Origin of the sequence: Streptomyces sp. NPDC091272 (genome assembly GCF_044757485.1) — a bacterium.
Classification (GTDB): Bacteria; Actinomycetota; Actinomycetes; order Streptomycetales; family Streptomycetaceae; genus Streptomyces.
Window position 1 is genome coordinate 151170 of sequence record NZ_JBIVVC010000010.1, and the last position, 19216, is coordinate 170385.

Below are 19216 nucleotides of genomic sequence, written 5' to 3' on the forward strand. Positions count from 1 at the left end.
CATCCCCGCGGGACCGGGCCCGACGCCACTGCCAGGAGCACGTCGCCGCGCCACGCCGGTGCCCTCGCATGGCGCGAACCTTGCCACTCGGCCCCTCCCCGAGGGACTGCGCGCCCCAGCCCCTCGTGAGGAGTCAGTCAGCGGTCCGTACCGGTTGTCCGTCCTTCATGACCAGGCGCGGGCGTCCGGTGGCGAGGATGTCGGTGAACGGGTCACCGTGCAGGGCCACCAGGTCAGCGGTGGCGCCCGGGGCCAGGCGTCCCAGGTCGGTACGGCCGAGGAGGTCGGCCGCCACGCTCGTGGCCGCGAGCAGGGCGCGCAGCGGGGTCAGGCCGTGTTGGACGAGGGTGGGGAACTCGCGCCAGTTGTCCCCGTGCTGGAACATGCCCGCGTCGGTTCCGAAGGCCAGCGTGACTGTCGAGCGGGCCGGGCGAAGGAGTCCCTGGCGCATCTGCTCGGCGTGGGCGCGGTAGTGCTCGCGGGTGGTGGGCCGGCCGATCCAGAAGTCGTCGTCGTCCAGATGGTCGAGGAAGTTGCACTGCACGAACATGGTCGGTACCAGGAACGTCCGCTCGCGCTCCATCAGGGCGTAGGTATCGGCTGTGGCCAGCGTGGCGTGTTCGACGCTCCGCACGCCGGCTCGCACGGCCCGTGCCACGGAATCGTCGTCGAAGGCATGGGCCGCGCACGGCAGTCCGAGGTCGCGGGCGGTGCTGACGAGGACGTCCATCTCCTCCTGCGAGTACTGGGTGCTGGAGGGGGTGCCGACCGGCGACGAGAAGCCCCCGCTCGCGGCGAACTTGATCCAGTCCGCGCCGTCCCGTGCCTGCTCACGCACCCGTCTGCGGATTTCCGCGGTGCCGTCGGCGACGCTGCCGATTTGCGTTCCGTACCGCTGGGTGAGTTCGGGCGCCTTGTCACCGTGGCCTCCGCGCGCGGAGATGATGTTGGGCGCGGCAAGTATCCGAGGCCCCGTCAGCAGGCCTTCGTTGATCGCCCGCCGCAGGGCGACGTTCAACGGCAGGTGAGCGCTGCCGAGGTCGCGGACGGTGGTGAAGCCGTTGTGCAGGAGTGTGCGCAGCGCCGGCAGCGCGGTCAGGGTCTGGTACCCGGCGCTCTCCTGTTCCGCGCTCTCGTCGAGGAGGTGGACGTGGCAGTCGATGAAGCCGGGCAGCAGAGTGCAACCGGGCAGCTCGACGACCGTGGTGTCCTCGTCGGGGAGCGGCGGTGGCTCGCCGTACAGCCGGACGACCTGTCCGTCGCGTACGAGGACCTGTGCTCCTTCCGTCGGTGTGTCGGAGCAGCCGTCCCACACCCGCGCGGGACGCAGCAGGAAGGAGCGGGAGACATGAGGGGGCATCTTCGGGGCCCTTTCTGGAGGCGTGGCCGGGCGGGGCGCTACCCGGGGGTGTCGGCACGTCAGAGGTCGAGCTGGATGGTGCGGCGCTACCCGGGGGGGGTGTCGGCACGTCAGACGTCGAGCTGGACGGGCTGGTAGTCCGGGTGCGCCCACAGGTCTCCCGGCCCCGGATTGCCGGGTTCCGCGGCGCCGCCCAGAAGGGTGAGGACGCCCCAGGCGGCGTTGATGCCCGAGGTGAGCGCGTGTTCGAGCCACCCCGGGGACCACGAGGTGTCGTCCCCCGCGAGGAAGAGCGCGTTGCGGGGCTCGCCGGGAACGGCGGGGCTGCCGCTGAAGTCCTTCATGAAGTGGTTGAAGAGGTCCCGCTGGTAGGGGTGCTCACCGGGACGCGAGAAACGCGCGATGCCGCGCACGTGCCGTTCCTTCTGCCAGGAACAGGTGACGGCCTCACCTTCGGCGAGCGCACTGCGCAGGGCGTCGGCCACGGCGGGATGGATGCGGATGAGGTCCCGCACGAACAGTTCCGCGCGTTCCTGTGCGCTGGAGGCGGAGACCTTGCCCGCGTCGTGGGACCAGGTGAAGCTCAGGTCCAGGACGCCCCGCCGGCCGCCTGGGCCGCGCGGCGGCCCGTAGTCGGAGGTATATGTGGCGCGTGGCAGCCGGTCGGTGAGGGTGACGCCGTCCAGGGTGGTGCCTTCCCAGAAGGGCTCGCGCACGACCAGTGCGGTCTTGGCCGCGTCCCAGTACGTCACCCGGCGCACCGCTCGCCACATCCGGGGCCCCAGGGGCGAGGAGCCGGAGGTGGTCGAACGCAGGTCGACGCCGGTCTCCAGCAGTTGGACCTGCGGTGTCCAGATGGCCGCGGCAAAGTGTTCGCTGCGGCCGTCGGCGTCATGGACGACGACACCCTGCTCGGCGTCGTCGGGGATGTCGAGGCGGTGCACAGCGGGCCGCGGGGACCCCCCGTTGGCTTCTTCCAGGCTGGTCGCGCGCCCGTCGGGCCCTGTGGTGCGATGGCTCCAGAATCCGTGTGCGAGCGCGCTGATTCCCTCGTGGGGACGATATTGGGTGGCGCCTTCCGAACTCAGCAGCAGCCGCAGGACTTCGACGGCGCTCAGTTCGAAGAAACAGTCCCAGGCGGCGGGTCCGATGCCTGCGGTTCCCAGTAGCCGCGCTTCCTCGTGGCTCAGCCCGGCCCCGCCATCCGTCTCGCGCAGCAGGCGGTAGAACGTCCAGGGCTCGTAGCGGGCGAGGATGGTCTGCCAGCGCCTTCGTACCGCGTGCACGTCCCGTGCGGCGGTCTCGCGGCGCAGCGCGAGGATTCCCATCCTCTCCAGCGTCTGCTCCCAGCGGGTGTGGGCCCGGTGGAACGCCTCGTGCTGCGGGTACAGATCGGTGATCTGCTCGGCGCTGTACTGCCGGCCGTCGACGTCCCACACCGTCAGTGGGGTGGTGCCCTTCTCGTAATTCTCCCGGAAGGGCTCCCAGTGCAGGCCGAACTCGGCGGCGTACGCGCGCAGTAACCGCGCCGAGTCGGGGAACCGCATACAGCCCAGTTCGACGACCGCACTGTCGGCCGGATCGAGGCGGACGCTGTGCATCCGTCCGCCCAGACGCCGGCCGCCGGGGCCGTCCGGTGAGGTCTGCGCCTCGTACAGCACGGGCCGGCAGCCGGCGCGCAGCAGTTCGTACGCAGCGGCCAGTCCGCTGCCCCCGGTGCCGATGACGGCGACCGGAGCGCCGAGACGGTTCACCGGGAGCCGGCCGATGCGCCGTCCGTCGGCGAGGTGGGCGGCGTAGTCGAACGGGAAGTCGACCACGAGGTCGCAGGCGGGGGGCTCCGTCGGACTCATGCGGGATTCCTCCGGTCAGGGCGGTGGGATGCGGATGCGGTCGGTGCGAGGGGATTGGATGCGGTCGGGGTGGTGGGGCTGCGGATGCGGTCGGGGCGGTGGGGTTGCGGATGCGGTCGGGGGGTGGCGCGAGGCGCCGGGTGGGCGTCGCGGGTCGGTAGCACCGCTACAGCGGTTACGGCAGTCCTTACGTCGTGCGTCGTGCCGCAGGTGTCGTGAGAGCCGGCCCATCACCCCGTCCGGCGGCGTCCGTGCGCCTCGGGCGGCCCCGGGGCGTGCTCACTCGTGCGCGGGGCGAAGTGCGGCTGCCCGATCGCAAGGTGTCGGGCAGCCGGCCCCCTCGTGGGTTCCTTGGCCTTCAGTTCGGCGTCTCGGCTCGCGGCGCGGATGCCGCGGGTGTCGTCATCGCCGGAAGTGCACGGTCGACGGTCGCTCCGGGACTTCCCTGGGTGCCGAAAGACCGTCAGTTTCCTCTCCGTCCGTGGACACGGCGAGGCTGTCGACGAGTGCGAGGTCTCCCAGCGCAGCGTGCACGGCGCGTTGGCGGTCGGCGCCGGTGCCGTGCGTGACGGAAGCGTCCAACCAAACGCTCACAGTGCGCCGTTCGCTGTCGGAGTGGTACCAGTCCTCGGTTCTCCCCCGCAGTTCTTGCACCCGCCGCGCCATGGTCGAGGCCCCCGCGCGACCCGACAGGTCCAGAGCTCGCCCCCGCACCCCCTCCTTGGCCGCCTGCCAGCAGGCGGCTGCCAGCAGGGTCCCGTCCACCTGCGGCACCGGCCTGCCCTGCCGTATGTCGTCGAGGGCCGCGGTCACCAGGGCGCGTACGACAAGCGCGTAGGCCACGGTCTCCCGAGCGGTCGGCATCACGTCGGCGAGGCGTACTTCCACCGTGGGAACGTGGCGGGACGGACGGGCGAACCAGAACAGCATCGCGGGGTCCAGGGCGGCCCCGCTCTCGGTGAGGCCCGACACCAACTCCTCGTAATGGGAAGCCGATTCGAGGTACGGGGGTGGTCCGGCGGTGGGCCAGCGTCCCCACACCGAGGTGCGCCAGGAGGCGTAACCGGTGTCCTCACCCCGCCAGACGGGCGAGTTGCAACTGAGGGCCAGCAGCACCGGCAGCCAGGGCCGCAGGTGATTGACCACCTGGACCGCCTCTTCGGGGTCCGGCACTCCCACGTGTACGTGGCAGGCGCACACCGCCTGATCATGGACCAGCGGTCCGAACCTGCGGGCCATGGAGCGATAGCGTGTGTCGTCCTGGAGCGGCGGCGGGCCGCCCTCTCCCAGTGGGGGGACGCCGCTCGCGACGAGCAGACATCCATGTCTGGCAGCCTCCTTGGACGCCCCGCGCCGCAGCCGGGACAGCTCGCGTGAGAGCTGGTCACCGTCGTGACAGACGGCGCTGACCGTCTCGATCATGGTCCGCGCGATCTCCGCCGCGACGTGCTCGGCGCCCAGCCGGTCCCGGCTCGTCCGGACCACCTGGGTGGCGCGATCCGCCGGAAGCCGGGTGCGGCGGTCAACGAGGAAGAACTCCTCCTCGACGCCGATCGTGGTGCCGTCACTCATGGGAGAACTTCATGGCTGCATCCTCCGCGCTCATGGGGCGAGACAGATATGACCATTGCCAGGTGATGTCTACCCCTGCCGGGGGACGTTCAAGTGGTTGCTGTCTTTCCGGTCGGGCAACTTGTCCGAGGGTTCTGCGCGAGATCGTTCACGGGATGGACCAATCGGCGTCTGCGAGGCGGTGAAGGCGAGCACTTTCGGCTGCCGTTCCGGTCACCCGCGCCCCAACCAACCGTGCACAACGGAGGCGACCACCGCAGGAAGAACACCGGAAACGGCCACCACCGGTGGGCACTGCTCCACAGCCACCGATTGTCCCCCGGCCGTCCGGGTCTGGGGCGGGTGGACGTCGAAATTGCGCCAGGCGTGTGCCAGTTGGTGGCCGGGATGCCTGACGGCGTGCAGGAGTTGCGGGGCCACGCAGACCTAGCCGTTGGGTCCTTGCGGCAGGGGGCGGGAGGAGTGCGGGGTTCCCGCCGCGGGCCGGGTCAGCCGCAGGCACTGGTGGTCACGCCCGTCGGACTGTCCCCGGACGGACAGGACCTCCGCGGTGATCCCGTCCCGGGTGAGGTGCGAAAGGAGTGCGGACAGGTCGGGGTAGGGGGTCTGTGCGCTCCCATGGCCGGCCCGCCCGCGCACCACAGCAACACCCATCGAGCCTCGACCCGCCCCGCCCGCTTCCGCGGGACCGGGCCGCAACGATCTTGGCGCTGGCGCGTTGAGCAGGAACCGGTGACCAACCGGACGACTGTCGACCACCGACCAAGGAGACTGACCTTCATGCGTCCCCTCGCCCACACCGCCGTCCTCACGATGGCAGCCGCAGGTGCACTCATCGGCGCGACCGGAACCGCCTCGGCGGACGCCGACGCACAGGGGGCCACCGGCAACGCGCCCGGCATCCTGTCCGGCAACCTGGACCAGATCCCCGTACACGTGGCGGTGAACGACTGCGGCAACACGCTGAACGTCGTCGGAATTCTCAACCCCGCCTTCGGGAACACCTGCGCCGCGGAGTAACAGGTCTGCTCGTCCGGCGGCCAGGACCGGCTTCCCCTCGGTGCCCTGGCCGCCAGACGTATGAACACAACCGGCCCTGCCTTGACGGGCCAAGGCCGGGGATTGTTCGGATGCGTCCGGCATGACGGCTGAGCGGCCGTGCCTTGCGGTGCCTTGGCTGCGCGACAGCGGCGTCACCGTTTCAGGTGACGAGAGTTACCTGCCCCGGTGCCTTTGCCGTTACGGTTCGGGCGATCTTGCCGGTGAACGCAGGGAAGCCGAATGGGAACGCCTGTCGAGGATGCGCAGTGGTTGGCCAGTGTTCTGGGGCGATGGGAAGGCGACAGTTCCCTCGCCCACCGCTATGTCGCGGCGGACCACGAGGTTGTTGAGGTTTCCCGCAGCGCACTGCTCGGGGCCGCGCGCGGACGCGCCGAGGCACTGGCGCGTTCCCGGGTGCTCCCTGGGGACCGAGTGGCTCTGGTCGCGCAGGAGCCGGCTCCCTTCGTTGCCGCCTTCCTCGGCGCCCTGTGGGCGGGGATGGTGCCGGTGCCGCTGCCGCCGCCGCCCATGGGCTGCAAGGAGGGGTGGCAGGAAGAGATCGCTGCGGCCCTGGACGTGGTGCAACCCACGGTGCTGGCGGCGTCCGAGGAGCACCTGCGGCTGTTGCCGCGAGTACGGCCGCTCTTCCTTGCGTACGAGCAACTGGACGTGGTCGCCTCCGGCGTGGTTCCTGCGGCGCCCTTTGATCCGGAGCGTGTCGCCTATCTGCAGTTCAGCAGCGGCAGCACCGGGCGTCCACGGGCGGTCGCGGCCACCTGCGCCTCGGTGACGGCCAACGCGCTGGGCATCATGGGCGCCCTGCGCGCGGGTCCCGAACGGGACCACGGCGTCAGCTGGCTGCCGCTCCACCACGACATGGGCCTGGTCGGTTTCGTCCTCGCACCGCTGACCATCGGACTGTCGGTGTCCCTGATGGCACCCAGCACCTTCATTCGGGATCCCGGCCTGTGGATGCGGACGATGTCCCGGACGCGAGGGACGATCACTGCCGCTCCCAACTTCGCCTACGCACTCGCGGCGCGCCGCTCCCGTCCGCAGGACGTGGCGGAGCTGGACCTCTCTGCCGTGCACAGCCTGCTGTGCGGGGGTGAACCGGTCAACAAGCGCTCGCTTGAGCACTTCACCGCCGTCCACGGGCCCGCCGGGCTGGACCCGGCCTCGGTGCGGTGCTGCTACGGGCTGGCCGAAGCCACGCTCGCCGTCACCTTCACCGAGCCCGGCGTCGGGGTGGTCGGTCGAGGTGTCAGCCGCTCGGTACTGCACGAGCAGGGGCGCGCACAACGCGCCGAGGGCGGGGAACCGGCGGTGGAAGTCGTCTCCTGCGGCCGCCCGTTGCCTGGGCACGAGGTGTTGGTCGCCGATGGAGGAGCGATGCCGTGTGCCGCGCGGGAAGTCGGCGAAGTCTGGGTTCGCGGCCCTTCCGTGGCCCGTGGGTACGTGGGCGACAACGCGGCCACCACGGAGACGTTCGGCCGGGACGGGTGGCTGCGCACAGGTGACCGGGGCTATCTCGACGACGACGGGGACCTGTATGTCACCGGGCGGTCCAAGGACGTCCTGGTGGTCAACGGACGCAATGTCGACCCCCAGCACGTCGAGTGGCTGGTCGAAACCGTCGCAGGCGTGCGTCCGCACGGGGCGGTGGCGTTCACACGTCCCGGTGTCGACACCGAGGAGGTGGTGGTGCTCGCCGTGTGCGGGGCCGACCGGGCTGCGGAATTGGCGGGCAGGGTGCGAGAGCTCGTAGCCCGACGACTGTCACTCCACGTCGCCGACGTCGTCGCTGTCGCACCGGGCGCGGTGGCGAGAACGACCTCGGGCAAGCCCCGGCGACAGCAGATGCGGGCACGCTACCTCGCGACACGGGCGGCATCCGCGGCCGCAACCGCAGTCGCAACCGCGGATGCGGCCGAACTGAACGGAAGCCTCGTATGACCACCGAGGACGAAATCCTGCGGGTGCTGCACCAGGCGTGCGAAAAGGTCACGGCGCAGCGGGTAGCGGGCATGAACGCCGACACGCAGGTCCACTCCCTGGGCCTGGATTCCGTTCAGCTCGTCGAAGTCGTCGTCATCGCGGAACAGCAACTGGGAGTACGGGTGCAGGACGCCGCACTCGGCCAGGCACGCACGGTCGCAGACATCTGCGCCGCACTCACGGCGTCCGCGTGCGTCGCACCTCGTCCCGGCCGGCGCCCTGCCGGGACGCTCCCCTCGGGAGGCCTCGTCGCCCCCGCTCCCCCGGCGGCACAACTTCCGCACCAGGCCGTAGGCCTGGCGGAACGGAGGCACGAGACACCCACCGGGCTCGCGAGGATCGCCGACGAGCTCGCGCAGCACGAGGTCAACAACCCCTACTTCACCGTGCACGACGGACTGACCGCCGCCACCATGCTCGTCGACGGCACCCCCATGACCAATTTCTCCTCCTTCGACTATCTGGGACTGGCAGCCGACCCCCTGGTGGCCGACGCTGCGAAAGCAGCCATCGACCGGTACGGCACCTCCGTCTCCGCCAGCCGCGCGGTGTCGGGCGAGCGCCCCGTCCACCTGCAACTGGAGGCAGCTCTCGCCGAACACGTGGGCACCGAAGACGCGTTGGTCTTCGTCGCGGGCCATGCGACGAACGTTTCCGTCCTGTCCCACCTTGCCGGACGCGACGATCTGATCGTCCACGACGAACTCGCCCACAACAGCATCGTGCAAGGGGCCCAGCTGTCCGGCGCCCGGCGCCGGTCGTTCCCGCACAACGACCTGGCAGCGCTCGACCACATTCTTGATGCGGAGCGCCCGCACCACCGCACTGCGATCGTCGCCGTCGAAGGTGTCTACAGCATGGACGGTGACCTCGCGGACCTCCCTGAACTGCTGCGGCTCTGCCGACGGCACCTGGCCAAGCTCTACCTGGACGAGGCGCACAGCGTGGGTGTGCTCGGCGGGCGCGGAGCCGGGGCGGCCGAGCACTGGCAGGTGCCGCCCCACGAGGTGGACGTGCACATGGGTACGTTGTCCAAGGCGTTGGCCAGCTGCGGCGGCTACATCGCCGGCAACCGTGAACTCATCACTCATCTTCGGCACACCGCACCCGGTTTCATCTACGGCACCGGCATCGCACCGAGCGCAGCGGCTGCCGCGCTTGCGGCCCTCGGCCAGCTGCGAGCACGGCCGCAACTGGCTGCCACGGCCCGCCGACGGGCCGATCTCTTTCGCACGCTGGCCCGGGAGAGGGGGCTGGACACGGGACGCAGTACGGACGGCTCCGGTGTGGTGCCGATCATCACGGGCGGGGCGGGCTGCGCGCTGCGGCTCGCCGACCGCATGCGCCGGCGCGGAATCAGTGTCGCGCCTTTCATCCCTCCCGCCGTCGAGGAGTCCCAGTCCCGGCTGCGATTCTTCGTCACCGCCGGCCACAGCGAGGAGCAGATCCGCGAGGCGGTCGCAGCCCTGGCCGTCGAACTGCCCCGGGCACGCACCCGAACAGAGCCCACCGACCGGGCCGCCGGTCTGTCCTGACAGCGGGACGGGAGACTTCCGTCGCTGGCGGGACAGGGGACTTCCGCTATTGGCGGACAGAGGACGTCCGCCGCCGGCGGGACAGAAGACGTCCGCCACTGGCAGGACAGAGGACTTCCGTTACTGGCGGGACAGATACCGAAGCCCCTGCCGCACCTCGATCGGAGGCCCCAGGGCAAGGTCGCGCCGGGCCTTGTCGTGGGAACACGTCCACCACTCGCAGGCGAGTTCCCTGGCCTTGTCGCGGGTCAGTGCGGGAGGAGCGCCACGCATCCTGCCCAGCGTCTGTGCTGCTGCGGACGCTGCCTTGACCACCGTCACGGGCACCGGTACCACGCGCGGAACGCGGCGCTGTCCCAGCGCCTGTGCGACCGCGCGGCCGAAGCTCCCCCAGGAGTGGGTGGCGCCGTCCGAGAGGTGGTAGATGCCGCGGGCCGGGTCGTCGGGGTGTACGCGGTCTCCGCGCTGTGCGGCGGCGAGAAGGGCGGAGCACACGTCGTCCACGTGCACCAGGGAAAATCCCCGCGCGCCGAAGCCTGCCTGGAGCAGCAACCCTGTACGGACCATCGGTCGCACCGACGGCATCAGCAAGGCGTCCCCCGGCCCGTACACGACGGGCGGGCGCACGATGGTGACAGGCATCGGACCGGCCCACGCGCGCGCAGCGAGTTCACCGGCGAGTTTGCTGCGCCCGTACCAAGAGACGGGCGCCGGGTGGTCCCGCTCGGTGCGAGGCCTGTCCCGTGAGGAGGGTCCCGCCGCCGCGAGGGAGGAGCACAGCACGAAGACCGGAGGCGAGGTCGCGGCGGCCGCCGCGCGCGCGAGCCTGTCGGCGCCCTGCGCGTTGCATCCCCAGTACTCCTGATGTGACAGCGCCCTGGTGACCCCTCCGAGGTGGATGACCACCTCCGCACCCCTGACCGCCTCGTCGAGGCCCTGGCCGCTCACCAGGTCACCCTGCACGGTGCGTACGCCGATCTTGTTGATCGCACCGGTGTCGGTCGTCGGCCGGACAAGCGCGGTCACGGTGCCGCCCGCGGCGACGAGGCGTCGGCAGAGCCGGCTTCCGACGAACCCGCTCGCACCCACCACCGTGTACCGGGTCCCCCGGGCCGGGGCGGGCGGCCTTGTGTGCGAGCTGTGCACGGGAACGTCAGACATGTACGGCTCCCTGCGCCGTGTGCGCCTCACGCACCGGGGACGGCGGACACGTCGGGATGATGCGGGTGTTGCGGTGGAAGGCCAGCAGGCTCAGCGCTGCCGCTGCCGCGAACCAGGCCAGCTGCAGCAGCAGGTAGGACGGGAGCGCGGTGGAGGAGAACCCCGCTGCGACGGCTGCCTGCATGGCCCCGTAAGAAGGCAGGAACCGCACGATGTCGTCGTCGGAGGATGCGCTGGCGACGGGGTTCTGCAAGATGATGTCCGTGACGGTCAACATCACGATCGCGAACATCCCTTCGACCTCGCGCCGCAGGAGTGATCCCAGAGCGACGCCGAACGCGCCGTACGTCAGCGCCGTACAGAACAGCGCGGCAGCCAGCATGCCCGGCTGGCGCGGCGACCAGAAGATGCACAGCAGTAGGGTCGCGTAACCCACGAGTGCCGCCGAGGCGAGCACCAGGCAGGCCACCTTGGCCAGCACGAGGAGGCCCCGGGGGAACCCGGCCATCACCAGACGCTGATCGAACGCACCGTTGGCGAACGTCGAGGCGAACATCATGAACCCGACGATCGCGGTGATCGCGTTCATCGCTCCGGTGATCTGGGTCAGCTCACTGCTACGCGCACTGAGCAGGTCGCCGGTCGCATGCAGCCGGAACCGCGCCGGTGCATCGCCCACGGTCAGATGTGCCAGCGTCACCCACAGGGGTACGAACACCAGCATCAGGACGACCGCCAGACGGTTGCGTCCGTGCTCCACCAGGGCGTAGCGCGTCGCGGTGAAAAACGTCGGAAAAGTCCGCACGGCTGAACCACTTCCTTCCTTGCCATCAGGCGACGGGCACCTGCGCCGAGGCCGGGCCGAGGCGGTTCACATGGAGAACGTCCAGTCGGCCACCGCGCTCAGTACCAACGAAGCGGGACCGGGATAAGCAACGCCAGAGCTGCCGTCGGGCGTTGTGCGTGCGTTGTGAAAGACGTGCCTTCTGCGTGCCTTGCGCGTGCTTTGTGCCCACGCGAATCGTTGAGTCAGCACTCCCTCATCGCCCGCCCCTGCACCGGTTCAATTAAGACGAGGACTCCTTGTGACCGTGACGACCGTCCCCCGCACCGGCGGGCTCGACATCACCGCCGTACGGACCCGGAGCGACCGGGCCGCCTTCCTGGAACTGCCTTACCAGCTGCACCGGGAGAGCGCCCACTGGGTCCCCCCGCTGCGACACGAGCAGCGGGCGTTGCTGAACCCCAGGAAGAACCCGTTCTTCGAGTACGGCCAGGCCGGACTCTTCCTCGCTCGCCGGCACGGGCGCCCCGTCGGCCGTATCGCGGCAGTCAGCAATCCCAGTCACACCGCTCATCACGGCGGCCGTGACGGCTTCTTCGGTCTCTTCGAATCCACCGACGACCTGGAGGTGGGGGAAGCGCTGTGCGCAGCCGCGGCGGGGTGGCTGCGTGAGCGGGGCCTGGAGACGATGCTCGGGCCCGTCGGATTCACCACCAACGACGAATGCGGGGTGCTCGTCGAGGGGTTCGCCGAACGTCCGGCGATCATGCTCCCCCACAATCCCCCGTACTATCCCGCCCTCCTGGAGTCCCTCGGGTTCGAGAAGGCCAAGGATCTGCTCGCGCACGAGTTCCCGACCACGCTCCACGAAGACCGGGGACTACAGCGTGCCGCCCGGTACATCACGCGGAACACCGCGCTGACGGTACGGCCGGTCGACCTCGGCCGCTTCGACGAGGAGAGCCGCCTCATCCGGGAGCTGTACAACTCGGCACTCGGCGACAACTGGGGGTTCAGCCCGGCGAGTCCTCGCGAGTTCACCGCGCTCGCACGCCGCCTCAGGCCTCTGTTGCGCGCGGATTTCACCCTGGTCGGCGAAATTGACGGCCGCCCCGCAGGCTTCGCCATCCTCCTGCCCGACCTCGCCCCCGCACTCGCTGCCGCCGGCGGCCGGCTCTTCTCCTACGGCGCCCCCGTGGGACTGCTGCGCCTGCTGCGCGCCAAGCGGCACCTCACGCGCGCCCGGCTGCCCGCCATGGGGGTGCGCAGGGAGGACCGCGGGCGGGGCCTGGAACTGCTGATGTACCTGGCGCTCTCGCGCGCGGCCCAGGCCCAGGGCCTGCACACCGCCGAGGCCTCGTGGGTTCTGGAGGACAACGCGCAGATCAACAGTGTGATGAAGCGCATCGGCGCCCGTACCGTCAAGCGCTACCGCATGTACACACGCGCCGTACTCCCGCCGCGGCCACCGGGCTGTGCGCACTCGTTCGCGCGCGACCACGCCCCAGGGTGACATCCCACCCGTACGCGCGGTGTTCGCGCTCTCGCGCCACAACGTGTCACCTGGCAGCAGTGCGCGACGCAGGTGTCTCCTCCCGTGCGCCTCTCGGGCCCGGATCGTCCGCGTGGATGACCCCGTCACGCAGATGGTGCAGGACGTCGAAGCGCCGACGGTCCGGCGCCAGGTGGGAAACCACCAGCACCGACCGGCCACGGTCGCGAAGGGTCGCGGCCAGGTCGAAGAACTGCTCGTGGGTCTGCCAGTCGAATCCCTGGTACGGCTCGTCGAGCACCAGCAACGGCGGATCGTGCATCAGCGCGAGCACCACATTGACCTTCTGCTGGGTCCCGCCGCTCAGGGCCCCCGCCCGTTCCCGCAGGAAGGCACCGCACCCCAGGATCTCCACCAGTTCGTACGCCCAGGACAAGTCGCGCAGACGATACGCGGCCTGGAAGAACCGCAGGTGCTGCTCAAGGCTGAGATGCGGGCTGAACACCGGCGCTTGGGGGCAGTACCCCAGCCGCCCACACCGCCGCACGGTTCCCCGGTCAGGAGCGAGCCGCCCCACCATGATCTTCAGCAGGGTCGACTTCCCCGCCCCGTTCTCACCCAGCAGACCCACGACGGAGCCTGGTGCGACGGACAGCGAAACCCCTCGCAACACCTGCCGCGGGCCGTAGGACTTCTCCACCTGGTCGACTCTCAAGAGACAGTCCTTCACTTACCGCGCTCCGCTCTTTCGACCGTCAACACCACGTCAACGATCCGGGGGCCGGACCGGCACTGTGCGGCAGAAGCATTGCCGGGACTCAGGTATCTCTGATCGTGTGCACGGCACCCGAGTGTGTTCCGTTCTTCCGCGGCAGCGACTGTGCATAACCTGACTGCGGCCCGGTACGAAGGCGAGCCGGGCACACGGAGCGGGAACGGGGCGTTCGCATGTGGCACGACCTGATGCACTCGGACGTCTCCTTCCTGGAGAAGGGCGCCCGCACTGTCCTCGTGTACCTCCTGGTGCTGGTCCTCCTGCGCCTGGGCGGGAAACGGGACCTGGCGCAACTGAACACCTTCGACCTGGTCGTCATGCTGTTGCTGGTGACCATCCTGCAGAACGCGGTCATCGGACCCGACGACTCGGTGGCCGGAGCCGCCTTCGGCGCGCTCGTGCTCATCCTCGCCAACGGCGTCATGGTGAAGGCCACGATGCTGTCGGACCGCTTCAGCCGTCTCGTGGAAGGCGTCCCGGTCACCCTGGTACGCAACGGCACCTGGCTGCCCCAGGCGATCAGCCGCACCAGGCTGCGTCGTTCGGACCTTGAGGTGGCCGTACGCAGCCAGGGCGGCGACGGAGGCATCGAGGCGGACGAGGTGACGCTCCAGCCCAGCGGCATGCTCCTGGTCACCCTCCGCAAGGGCGACCAGGCAGCCGACAAGAACGACGTCGCCCACCTGCGCGCCGAACTCGCAGACCTACGGGGCGAACTCGCCGCACTGCGCAGCGAACTCCGTTCGAGCTCTTGACGTCGACGCGCCGGCACGCATCGCGGCCTCCGCCATGGTGCCTGCGGGCATCGTGGCCTCCGCCATGGTGCCTGCGGGCATCGTGGCCTTCGCCGCCATCCTCACGGAGCCAGTCCCTGAGGGAAGCCGACACCCTTTCCAGCGCGAAGCGCGGTGCCGCGACCACCGCGACACGGACCGACACCCCGTCACCTGGTGGCCACCGACCCACCATTCCGCCCCCACGTGCAATTGCCCTTCCATTCCCGAGCGTTCGCCCACCCCTCGTTGTCCGTGTCCGGGCCGCCGGACGGGTCTACGCTATGGGCACGCCCTTGTCCGTACGCGGGAGGTACTTGTGGACGCACCGCACCGGCCGACCTACCCGCCCAGGACGGAGCCGCCACCCAAGCGGCCCCTGCCGCCGCCGGACCCGCCGCCGAAAGCCACCGCGTCGTGGATGCAGACACGGATCGCGGACCGGCGCGGCAAGAACTGGCCTCTCGAATCCCGGCCTTGGACACCGCGCGGTGCGAGCCGCCGGGTGGCGGAAGCCCTGCATGCCTGGGGGTACCAGCACTTCGACGAGGAGACGGTGCGCACGGTCGTCGAGCTGCTCGTGACGGCGGCCGTGGACGACGGGGGTGACCACCTCAGCGTTCACCTCGCCGACCACCAGGAGCACGCCATGGTGCTCGTCCTCAGCAGCGGCCCCCACGCCGACCGACCCGACGACGGTTCGCTCCTACGGGCCGTCGCCTCCCGAGGATCGGCGGACTGCGGGGTGGAGAACGCCGGAGACGGCCACCGCCGGTGGGCACTGCTCGACCTCGCGCCCCCCACCCCGGCGGCACTGCCCCGGCCTGCCACCCCCAGCACGGAGCGGTAACACCCACACGACCGAAATCCGTCCCACGAGGCGGGCACCCACCGCGGGTGCCCGCCGAGGGCGAGAGGTTGATCGACACAGCGGGGGGCACGGGGACTGTCAGACCGCGGTGCCAGCAGGCGGTCGACGACCCTGCTCGCGCGCAGCGTGGACTGCTCGGCATCCGCGACTACAACGGCCGGCCCGCCGGCCGTCAGCGACGCGTCGATCTGCGTGACCGTGCCGCGGCCTGTCCGGTGCCCGGTGCCCGGTGCTCGGTGTCGCGGGCCGCGCCCGCGCCTGCTCAGGCATCCGCGGGTATGCCGAGAACGCGGCGTGCCGTGCTCACGAGCGTGTGCCTGATGTCAGCGTCGGAACATCCGGAGGCTTTGAGCGTGGCGATGAGTTCGACCTGGAGTCCCCCCAGAAGCAGGTGAGCCGTGTAGACCGCCGACTGCGCCCGGAAGCCCGCCTGTTCCAGCAGGTCGCGCAGCACACCGTGAACCCACACGTAGTGCGGGGCCGCCAGCAGGCTCGTGCTGTTCATCTCGCGTGCCGCGATCAGGGCAGGGTTCTCCAGCTTGAAGTTCAGCAGCTGCTCCAGGATCGCCACGACCCGCTCGGCCGCCGGCACGCCGGGGCCGATCGGGGACCCGGCGCGGTGGAGCTCCTCGCGCCAGGGTTCCAGGCGCGCCGCGAACAGGGCGTCCAGCAGGCCGTCCCGGCTTCCGAAGGCCCGGAAGAGCGTTCCCTTGCCGACCCCGGCCGCTGCCGCGATGTCGTCCATCGTGACCGCGCCGGGGGTCCCGGAGGCAGCCAGCAGCTCGTCGACGGCTCCCAGGATGCGATCGCGGGGAACTGCGGGGCGCCCCCGCCGAGCCTTTTCGGACTGGGAGTCCGTAATGGTGGTACGCTTTTGAGGACTCATAGTCCGTAATTCTAGAGGAGCCCCCATGGACGACGAAGCGGAATTCCCCGTCTGGCTGGCGGAGGCCGCGATCGGCCTTGCCGACGGCGATGTCGACACCTGGCTGCGCATGTACGCCGATGACGCGGTCCACGAGTTCCCGTTCGCCGCGTCCGGCGACGTCCGCAGGCTCGAAGGCAAGCCCCAGATCCGTGCCTACATGGCAGCGATGGACGGCAGTGTGCAGTTCGGCGGCCTGGACGACATCACCGTGCGCGAGCTGGGTGAGGACGTGATGATCGAGGCCGAAGGACATCACTTCGACGCGGCCACCGGCGACCCCTTCGACATCCGCTACCTGTGGATCATCGAGCGGCGCGACGGCCTCGTGACCCGGCTGAAGGACTACATGGGGCCGCGGCGTCCCGCTGGTGAGGCAGCCTGATGCGCGTCTTCGTCACGGGCGGCACCGGCTTCATCGGTTCCGCGGTCGTACGCGACTTGATCGAGTCGGGGCACGAAGTCCTCGCCCTTGCCCGCTCGGAAGCTTCCGCCGCGACGCTTCGAGCGGCAGGGGCCACGGCGCACCCGGGCAGCCTGGAAGAGCCCGAGCGCGTGCGCGAGGGCGCCGCCCTCAGCGACGCGGTGATCCATACGGCGTTCGACAACAAGAGCATCGCCAGATTCCCCCACAACAGCCGCATCGAGCGCGCCGCCCTGCAGGCCGTCGCCGAGGTGTTCGCCGGCACGGACCGGCCCCTGGTCGCGGCCGGCGGATTCGCACCCGTCATCCCGTCCGGACCGGTCTTCACCGAGGACGACCCCGCTTCCACCAAAGCCGGCCCCGTCGGACGCAATGTCGAGCGCACGATCATGGGCCTGGCGGAATCGGGCGTCAACGCCTCGATCGTGCGGATGCCGTGCGTACACGGCGACGGCGACCGGTTCACGCTCCCGCGCTTCATCGAACTGGCCCGCAAGCACGGCACATCGGGTTACGTCGGCCAGGGCGAGAACCGCTTGCCGGCCGTGCACCACACGGATGCCGCTCGCGTGTTCCGGCTCGCGGTCGAGCGGGGCACCCGCGCCGGCCGCTACCACGCCGTCGCGGAAGAGGGCGTGCCCTACCGGTCGATCGCCGACATCATCGGCCGCCGTCTCGGAGTACCGGTGGTCAGCATGTCCCCGCTCAAGGCCCGCCGCCACTTCGGCCTGTACACGGCCTACGCGGAAGGAGACGGGCCCGCCTCCAGCGCCGCCACCCGCCAACTCCTCGGCTGGGCGCCCGAGGGACCGGGACTGCTGGAGGACCTCGACCGTCCGGAATACTTCACCAGCTGAGCACGTCGGCAAGCACACCCGCACGCCTGAGCCGCCCACACCCACAGCACCCATCCGGGAGGCGATGAGCCATACCGCGGGCAGGTAACCAGCCCGGTTCGTGCAGGGCTCGGTGACCTGCTGAACGCCACAGCGTCGGAGGAGCAGACCGCACCAGAATGTGTCGCGCTCGTACTGCCGACGAATGGCATGCAGCTCAATCGCCTCCAGGCGGCAGCATGCGGCGACGCTCTGACTCACCTCCTGTGGACTCGTTCGGCGTCATGCTCGCTCGGCAGCGACGACCCGGATGCGGCACAGAGCAGGTACCTCTCCCGGAGTCCCACGGAAGCGCTTCCGTCTACCAGGGTCACAGGGAGTGGACCAGAGCTCAGGCTCATGTTCATAGCCGGTGATCACTCGACGCAGGTGTACGGGTCGGTCCCGGCGAACCCGCAAGGTCCATGACCTCCTGGGCACCGCACAGTCCGGGTCTCAGACAGTCGGGACGAGCTTGCCCTGGAGGTGCCCGCCGTCGAGCAGCCGATGTGCGTCGTGAAGGCGCTCGAACGGGAATGTCTCCTGCACGTGGACCCGGAGCCTGCCCTGCTCGACGAGTGCCACGAGACCGCCCAGGGCGACCGGGTCGGGAGCGACCGCGATGCCGCTGAAGCGCATGTCGGCCGCCTCGTACTTGGCGACGAGCTCCACATCGTCCTCGGAGACCGCCGTTACCAGGTGGCCACCGGGGCGGAGTAGGTCGAGGGACCGCTCGACGCTGCGGCCGCCGATCGTGTCGAGGACGACGTCGACGTCGCGGAGCGCCCGGGTGAAGTCGACGGTCGTGTAGTCGTCACCTCGTCGGCGCCGAAGCTTTCGACGAACTTCCGCTTGCCGGCGCAGGCGGTCGTGATCACGTATGCGCCGAGCGCTTTCGCAATCTGGATGGCGACGTGGCCGACTCCGCCACCGCCGCCGTGGATGAGGACGCGGTCGCCCTCACTCACGTCAGCAAGGTCGACGAGGCCCTGCCACGCGGGCAGCCCGACCGCCGGCAACGCCGACGCCTCGACGTGCGAGAGCGAGGCGGGCTTGCGAGCCAGGTCCAGGGCCGGCGCCGACACGAGTTCGGCGTATGCGTTCGCCGCCCGCGGGAACAGCGGCATTCCGAACACCTCGTCGCCGGCCTTGAACCACCCCGTGTACGCCTTCTCGACGACGCCGCTGATGTCCCAGCCGAGGATGAACGGCGGCTGTCCGAGCAGCGGGAACTCGCCGGCACGAAGGCGCGCCTCCAACGGGTTCAGGCCGATCGCCTTGACGCGGACCAGTACCTCGGTCGGCAGGGGATGGGGCTCGGGTGCATCAACGATGGTGAGGACCTCGGGACCGCCGAGCGTCTGCTGGGTGATGGCTCGCATGACTTTCCTGTGCTTGAAGCGCTTGCAGGGGGAGAATCCACGCTAGATGTCCGACAGGAACCAGCAGGTACCTTTGGCCCCATGAGCGGTTTCGGTCCCGGTGACCCCTTTCTCTCCGACTGCCCGGCACGTCTGGTGGTCGAGCTGATCGGCGACATCTCCCGCAAGATGCTCACCCAGACGCTCCGTCGGCTCCAGGCGCACGGACTCGTCAGCCACCACGCCTACGCCGAGGTGCCGCCCCGGGTCGAGTACGAGCTCACCCCGCTCGGAGCGACGCTGATCGAGCCGATCCACATGCTGACCGAGCGGGGGAGGGCGAACGGCGACACAGTGCTCGATGCCCTCGGCGGCGATCCTGAGCAGGGCGTTTAGCAAAGAAGCCCTGGGCGCCG

The 19216-nt window shown here is 70.1% G+C and carries 17 protein-coding genes and 1 pseudogene; 9 read left to right on the top strand and 9 right to left on the bottom strand.

The genetic code is table 11. The annotated features are described in order from the left end of the window. Window positions 1-133: 133 nt before the first annotated feature. From ACIQM4_RS25800 to ACIQM4_RS25815, 4 genes are all read right to left on the bottom strand, one after another. Window positions 134-1360, bottom strand: coding sequence for an amidohydrolase family protein (locus ACIQM4_RS25800; RefSeq protein WP_401595985.1), 1227 nt, complete (start codon window positions 1358-1360; stop codon window positions 134-136). Window positions 1361-1470: 110 nt separating this feature from the next. Then, window positions 1471-3213: a flavin monoamine oxidase family protein gene (locus tag ACIQM4_RS25805; protein WP_401595988.1), complete on the bottom strand. Its 1743-nt coding sequence runs from the start codon at window positions 3211-3213 to the stop codon at window positions 1471-1473. A gap of 402 nt (window positions 3214-3615) precedes the next feature. Continuing rightward, window positions 3616-4785: a glutamate--cysteine ligase gene (locus ACIQM4_RS25810; protein ID WP_401595990.1), complete on the bottom strand. Its 1170-nt coding sequence runs from the start codon at window positions 4783-4785 to the stop codon at window positions 3616-3618. Between the two features lie 426 nt (window positions 4786-5211). Beyond that, complete coding sequence (locus ACIQM4_RS25815; RefSeq protein ID WP_401595992.1) at window positions 5212-5439, bottom strand: hypothetical protein; 228 nt, start codon at window positions 5437-5439, stop codon at window positions 5212-5214. Window positions 5440-5565: 126 nt separating this feature from the next. On the opposite strand from ACIQM4_RS25815, the gene ACIQM4_RS25820 reads away from it, so the two are divergent. From ACIQM4_RS25820 to ACIQM4_RS25830, 3 genes are all read left to right on the top strand, one after another. After that, on the top strand, window positions 5566-5805 hold the full coding sequence (locus tag ACIQM4_RS25820) for a chaplin (protein ID WP_401595994.1): 240 nt from the start codon (window positions 5566-5568) through the stop codon (window positions 5803-5805). Window positions 5806-6096: 291 nt separating this feature from the next. Beyond that, window positions 6097-7782, top strand: coding sequence for an AMP-binding protein (locus tag ACIQM4_RS25825; RefSeq protein ID WP_401595996.1), 1686 nt, complete (start codon window positions 6097-6099; stop codon window positions 7780-7782). Further along, complete coding sequence (locus ACIQM4_RS25830; protein WP_401595998.1) at window positions 7779-9359, top strand: aminotransferase class I/II-fold pyridoxal phosphate-dependent enzyme; 1581 nt, start codon at window positions 7779-7781, stop codon at window positions 9357-9359. The genes ACIQM4_RS25825 and ACIQM4_RS25830 overlap by 4 nt, the downstream gene beginning before the upstream one ends. 120 nt (window positions 9360-9479) lie before the next feature. Here the strand turns inward: ACIQM4_RS25830 and ACIQM4_RS25835 are convergent, their stop codons facing one another. Beyond that, window positions 9480-10520: an NAD-dependent epimerase/dehydratase family protein gene (locus ACIQM4_RS25835; RefSeq protein ID WP_401596000.1), complete on the bottom strand. Its 1041-nt coding sequence runs from the start codon at window positions 10518-10520 to the stop codon at window positions 9480-9482. Then, the gene (locus tag ACIQM4_RS25840) at window positions 10513-11325 is read right to left on the bottom strand and encodes an ABC transporter permease (RefSeq protein ID WP_401596002.1); all 813 of its coding nucleotides are present in this window, start codon (window positions 11323-11325) and stop codon (window positions 10513-10515) included. Before ACIQM4_RS25840 ends, ACIQM4_RS25835 begins: the two co-directional genes overlap by 8 nt. Window positions 11326-11611: 286 nt before the next feature. Between ACIQM4_RS25840 and ACIQM4_RS25845 the strand changes: the two genes are divergently transcribed. Next, window positions 11612-12817 (top strand): hypothetical protein, encoded by a 1206-nt coding sequence (locus ACIQM4_RS25845; RefSeq protein ID WP_401596005.1) that lies wholly within the window; start codon window positions 11612-11614, stop codon window positions 12815-12817. A 46-nt stretch (window positions 12818-12863) separates the two neighbouring features. On the opposite strand, the gene ACIQM4_RS25850 is transcribed toward ACIQM4_RS25845, so the two are convergent. Beyond that, window positions 12864-13511 carry an ABC transporter ATP-binding protein gene (locus ACIQM4_RS25850; RefSeq protein ID WP_401596007.1) on the bottom strand — a complete coding sequence of 216 codons (648 nt, stop codon included), beginning with the start codon at window positions 13509-13511 and terminating at the stop codon, window positions 12864-12866. A gap of 233 nt (window positions 13512-13744) precedes the next feature. On the opposite strand from ACIQM4_RS25850, the gene ACIQM4_RS25855 reads away from it, so the two are divergent. Next, window positions 13745-14326 carry a DUF421 domain-containing protein gene (locus ACIQM4_RS25855; RefSeq protein ID WP_401596010.1) on the top strand — a complete coding sequence of 194 codons (582 nt, stop codon included), beginning with the start codon at window positions 13745-13747 and terminating at the stop codon, window positions 14324-14326. Window positions 14327-14765: 439 nt separating this feature from the next. After that, a complete protein-coding gene (locus ACIQM4_RS25860) occupies window positions 14766-15194 on the top strand; it encodes a hypothetical protein (RefSeq protein ID WP_401596013.1) in 429 nt (142 codons plus the stop codon). A 283-nt stretch (window positions 15195-15477) separates the two neighbouring features. Here the strand turns inward: ACIQM4_RS25860 and ACIQM4_RS25865 are convergent, their stop codons facing one another. Continuing rightward, window positions 15478-16101, bottom strand: a complete 624-nt coding sequence (locus ACIQM4_RS25865) for a TetR/AcrR family transcriptional regulator (RefSeq protein WP_401596015.1) — start codon at window positions 16099-16101, stop codon at window positions 15478-15480. A 25-nt stretch (window positions 16102-16126) separates the two neighbouring features. Between ACIQM4_RS25865 and ACIQM4_RS25870 the strand changes: the two genes are divergently transcribed. Beyond that, a complete protein-coding gene (locus tag ACIQM4_RS25870) occupies window positions 16127-16525 on the top strand; it encodes a nuclear transport factor 2 family protein (RefSeq protein WP_401596018.1) in 399 nt (132 codons plus the stop codon). Beyond that, window positions 16525-17421 carry an SDR family oxidoreductase gene (locus ACIQM4_RS25875; RefSeq protein WP_401596021.1) on the top strand — a complete coding sequence of 299 codons (897 nt, stop codon included), beginning with the start codon at window positions 16525-16527 and terminating at the stop codon, window positions 17419-17421. The genes ACIQM4_RS25870 and ACIQM4_RS25875 overlap by 1 nt, the downstream gene beginning before the upstream one ends. A gap of 474 nt (window positions 17422-17895) precedes the next feature. Here ACIQM4_RS25875 and ACIQM4_RS25880 read toward each other — a convergent pair. Continuing rightward, window positions 17896-18821 (bottom strand): annotated as a pseudogene (locus tag ACIQM4_RS25880) (NADP-dependent oxidoreductase). 81 nt (window positions 18822-18902) lie between these two features. Between ACIQM4_RS25880 and ACIQM4_RS25885 the strand changes: the two are divergent. Next, window positions 18903-19196 (top strand): winged helix-turn-helix transcriptional regulator, encoded by a 294-nt coding sequence (locus ACIQM4_RS25885; RefSeq protein WP_401596023.1) that lies wholly within the window; start codon window positions 18903-18905, stop codon window positions 19194-19196. Window positions 19197-19216: the final 20 nt, after the last annotated feature.

Coding starts and splice junctions, on each gene's coding strand:
- ACIQM4_RS25870 (WP_401596018.1), top strand. CDS start 16,127: ATGGACGACGAAGCGGAATTCCCCGTCTGGCTGGCGGAGGCCGCGATC.
- ACIQM4_RS25865 (WP_401596015.1), bottom strand. CDS start 16,101: ATGAGTCCTCAAAAGCGTACCACCATTACGGACTCCCAGTCCGAAAAG.
- ACIQM4_RS25805 (WP_401595988.1), bottom strand. CDS start 3,213: ATGAGTCCGACGGAGCCCCCCGCCTGCGACCTCGTGGTCGACTTCCCG.
- ACIQM4_RS25810 (WP_401595990.1), bottom strand. CDS start 4,785: ATGAGTGACGGCACCACGATCGGCGTCGAGGAGGAGTTCTTCCTCGTT.
- ACIQM4_RS25820 (WP_401595994.1), top strand. CDS start 5,566: ATGCGTCCCCTCGCCCACACCGCCGTCCTCACGATGGCAGCCGCAGGT.
- ACIQM4_RS25855 (WP_401596010.1), top strand. CDS start 13,745: ATGTGGCACGACCTGATGCACTCGGACGTCTCCTTCCTGGAGAAGGGC.
- ACIQM4_RS25835 (WP_401596000.1), bottom strand. CDS start 10,520: ATGTCTGACGTTCCCGTGCACAGCTCGCACACAAGGCCGCCCGCCCCG.
- ACIQM4_RS25885 (WP_401596023.1), top strand. CDS start 18,903: ATGAGCGGTTTCGGTCCCGGTGACCCCTTTCTCTCCGACTGCCCGGCA.
- ACIQM4_RS25815 (WP_401595992.1), bottom strand. CDS start 5,439: ATGGGTGTTGCTGTGGTGCGCGGGCGGGCCGGCCATGGGAGCGCACAG.
- ACIQM4_RS25830 (WP_401595998.1), top strand. CDS start 7,779: ATGACCACCGAGGACGAAATCCTGCGGGTGCTGCACCAGGCGTGCGAA.
- ACIQM4_RS25875 (WP_401596021.1), top strand. CDS start 16,525: ATGCGCGTCTTCGTCACGGGCGGCACCGGCTTCATCGGTTCCGCGGTC.
- ACIQM4_RS25800 (WP_401595985.1), bottom strand. CDS start 1,360: ATGCCCCCTCATGTCTCCCGCTCCTTCCTGCTGCGTCCCGCGCGGGTG.
- ACIQM4_RS25860 (WP_401596013.1), top strand. CDS start 14,766: ATGCAGACACGGATCGCGGACCGGCGCGGCAAGAACTGGCCTCTCGAA.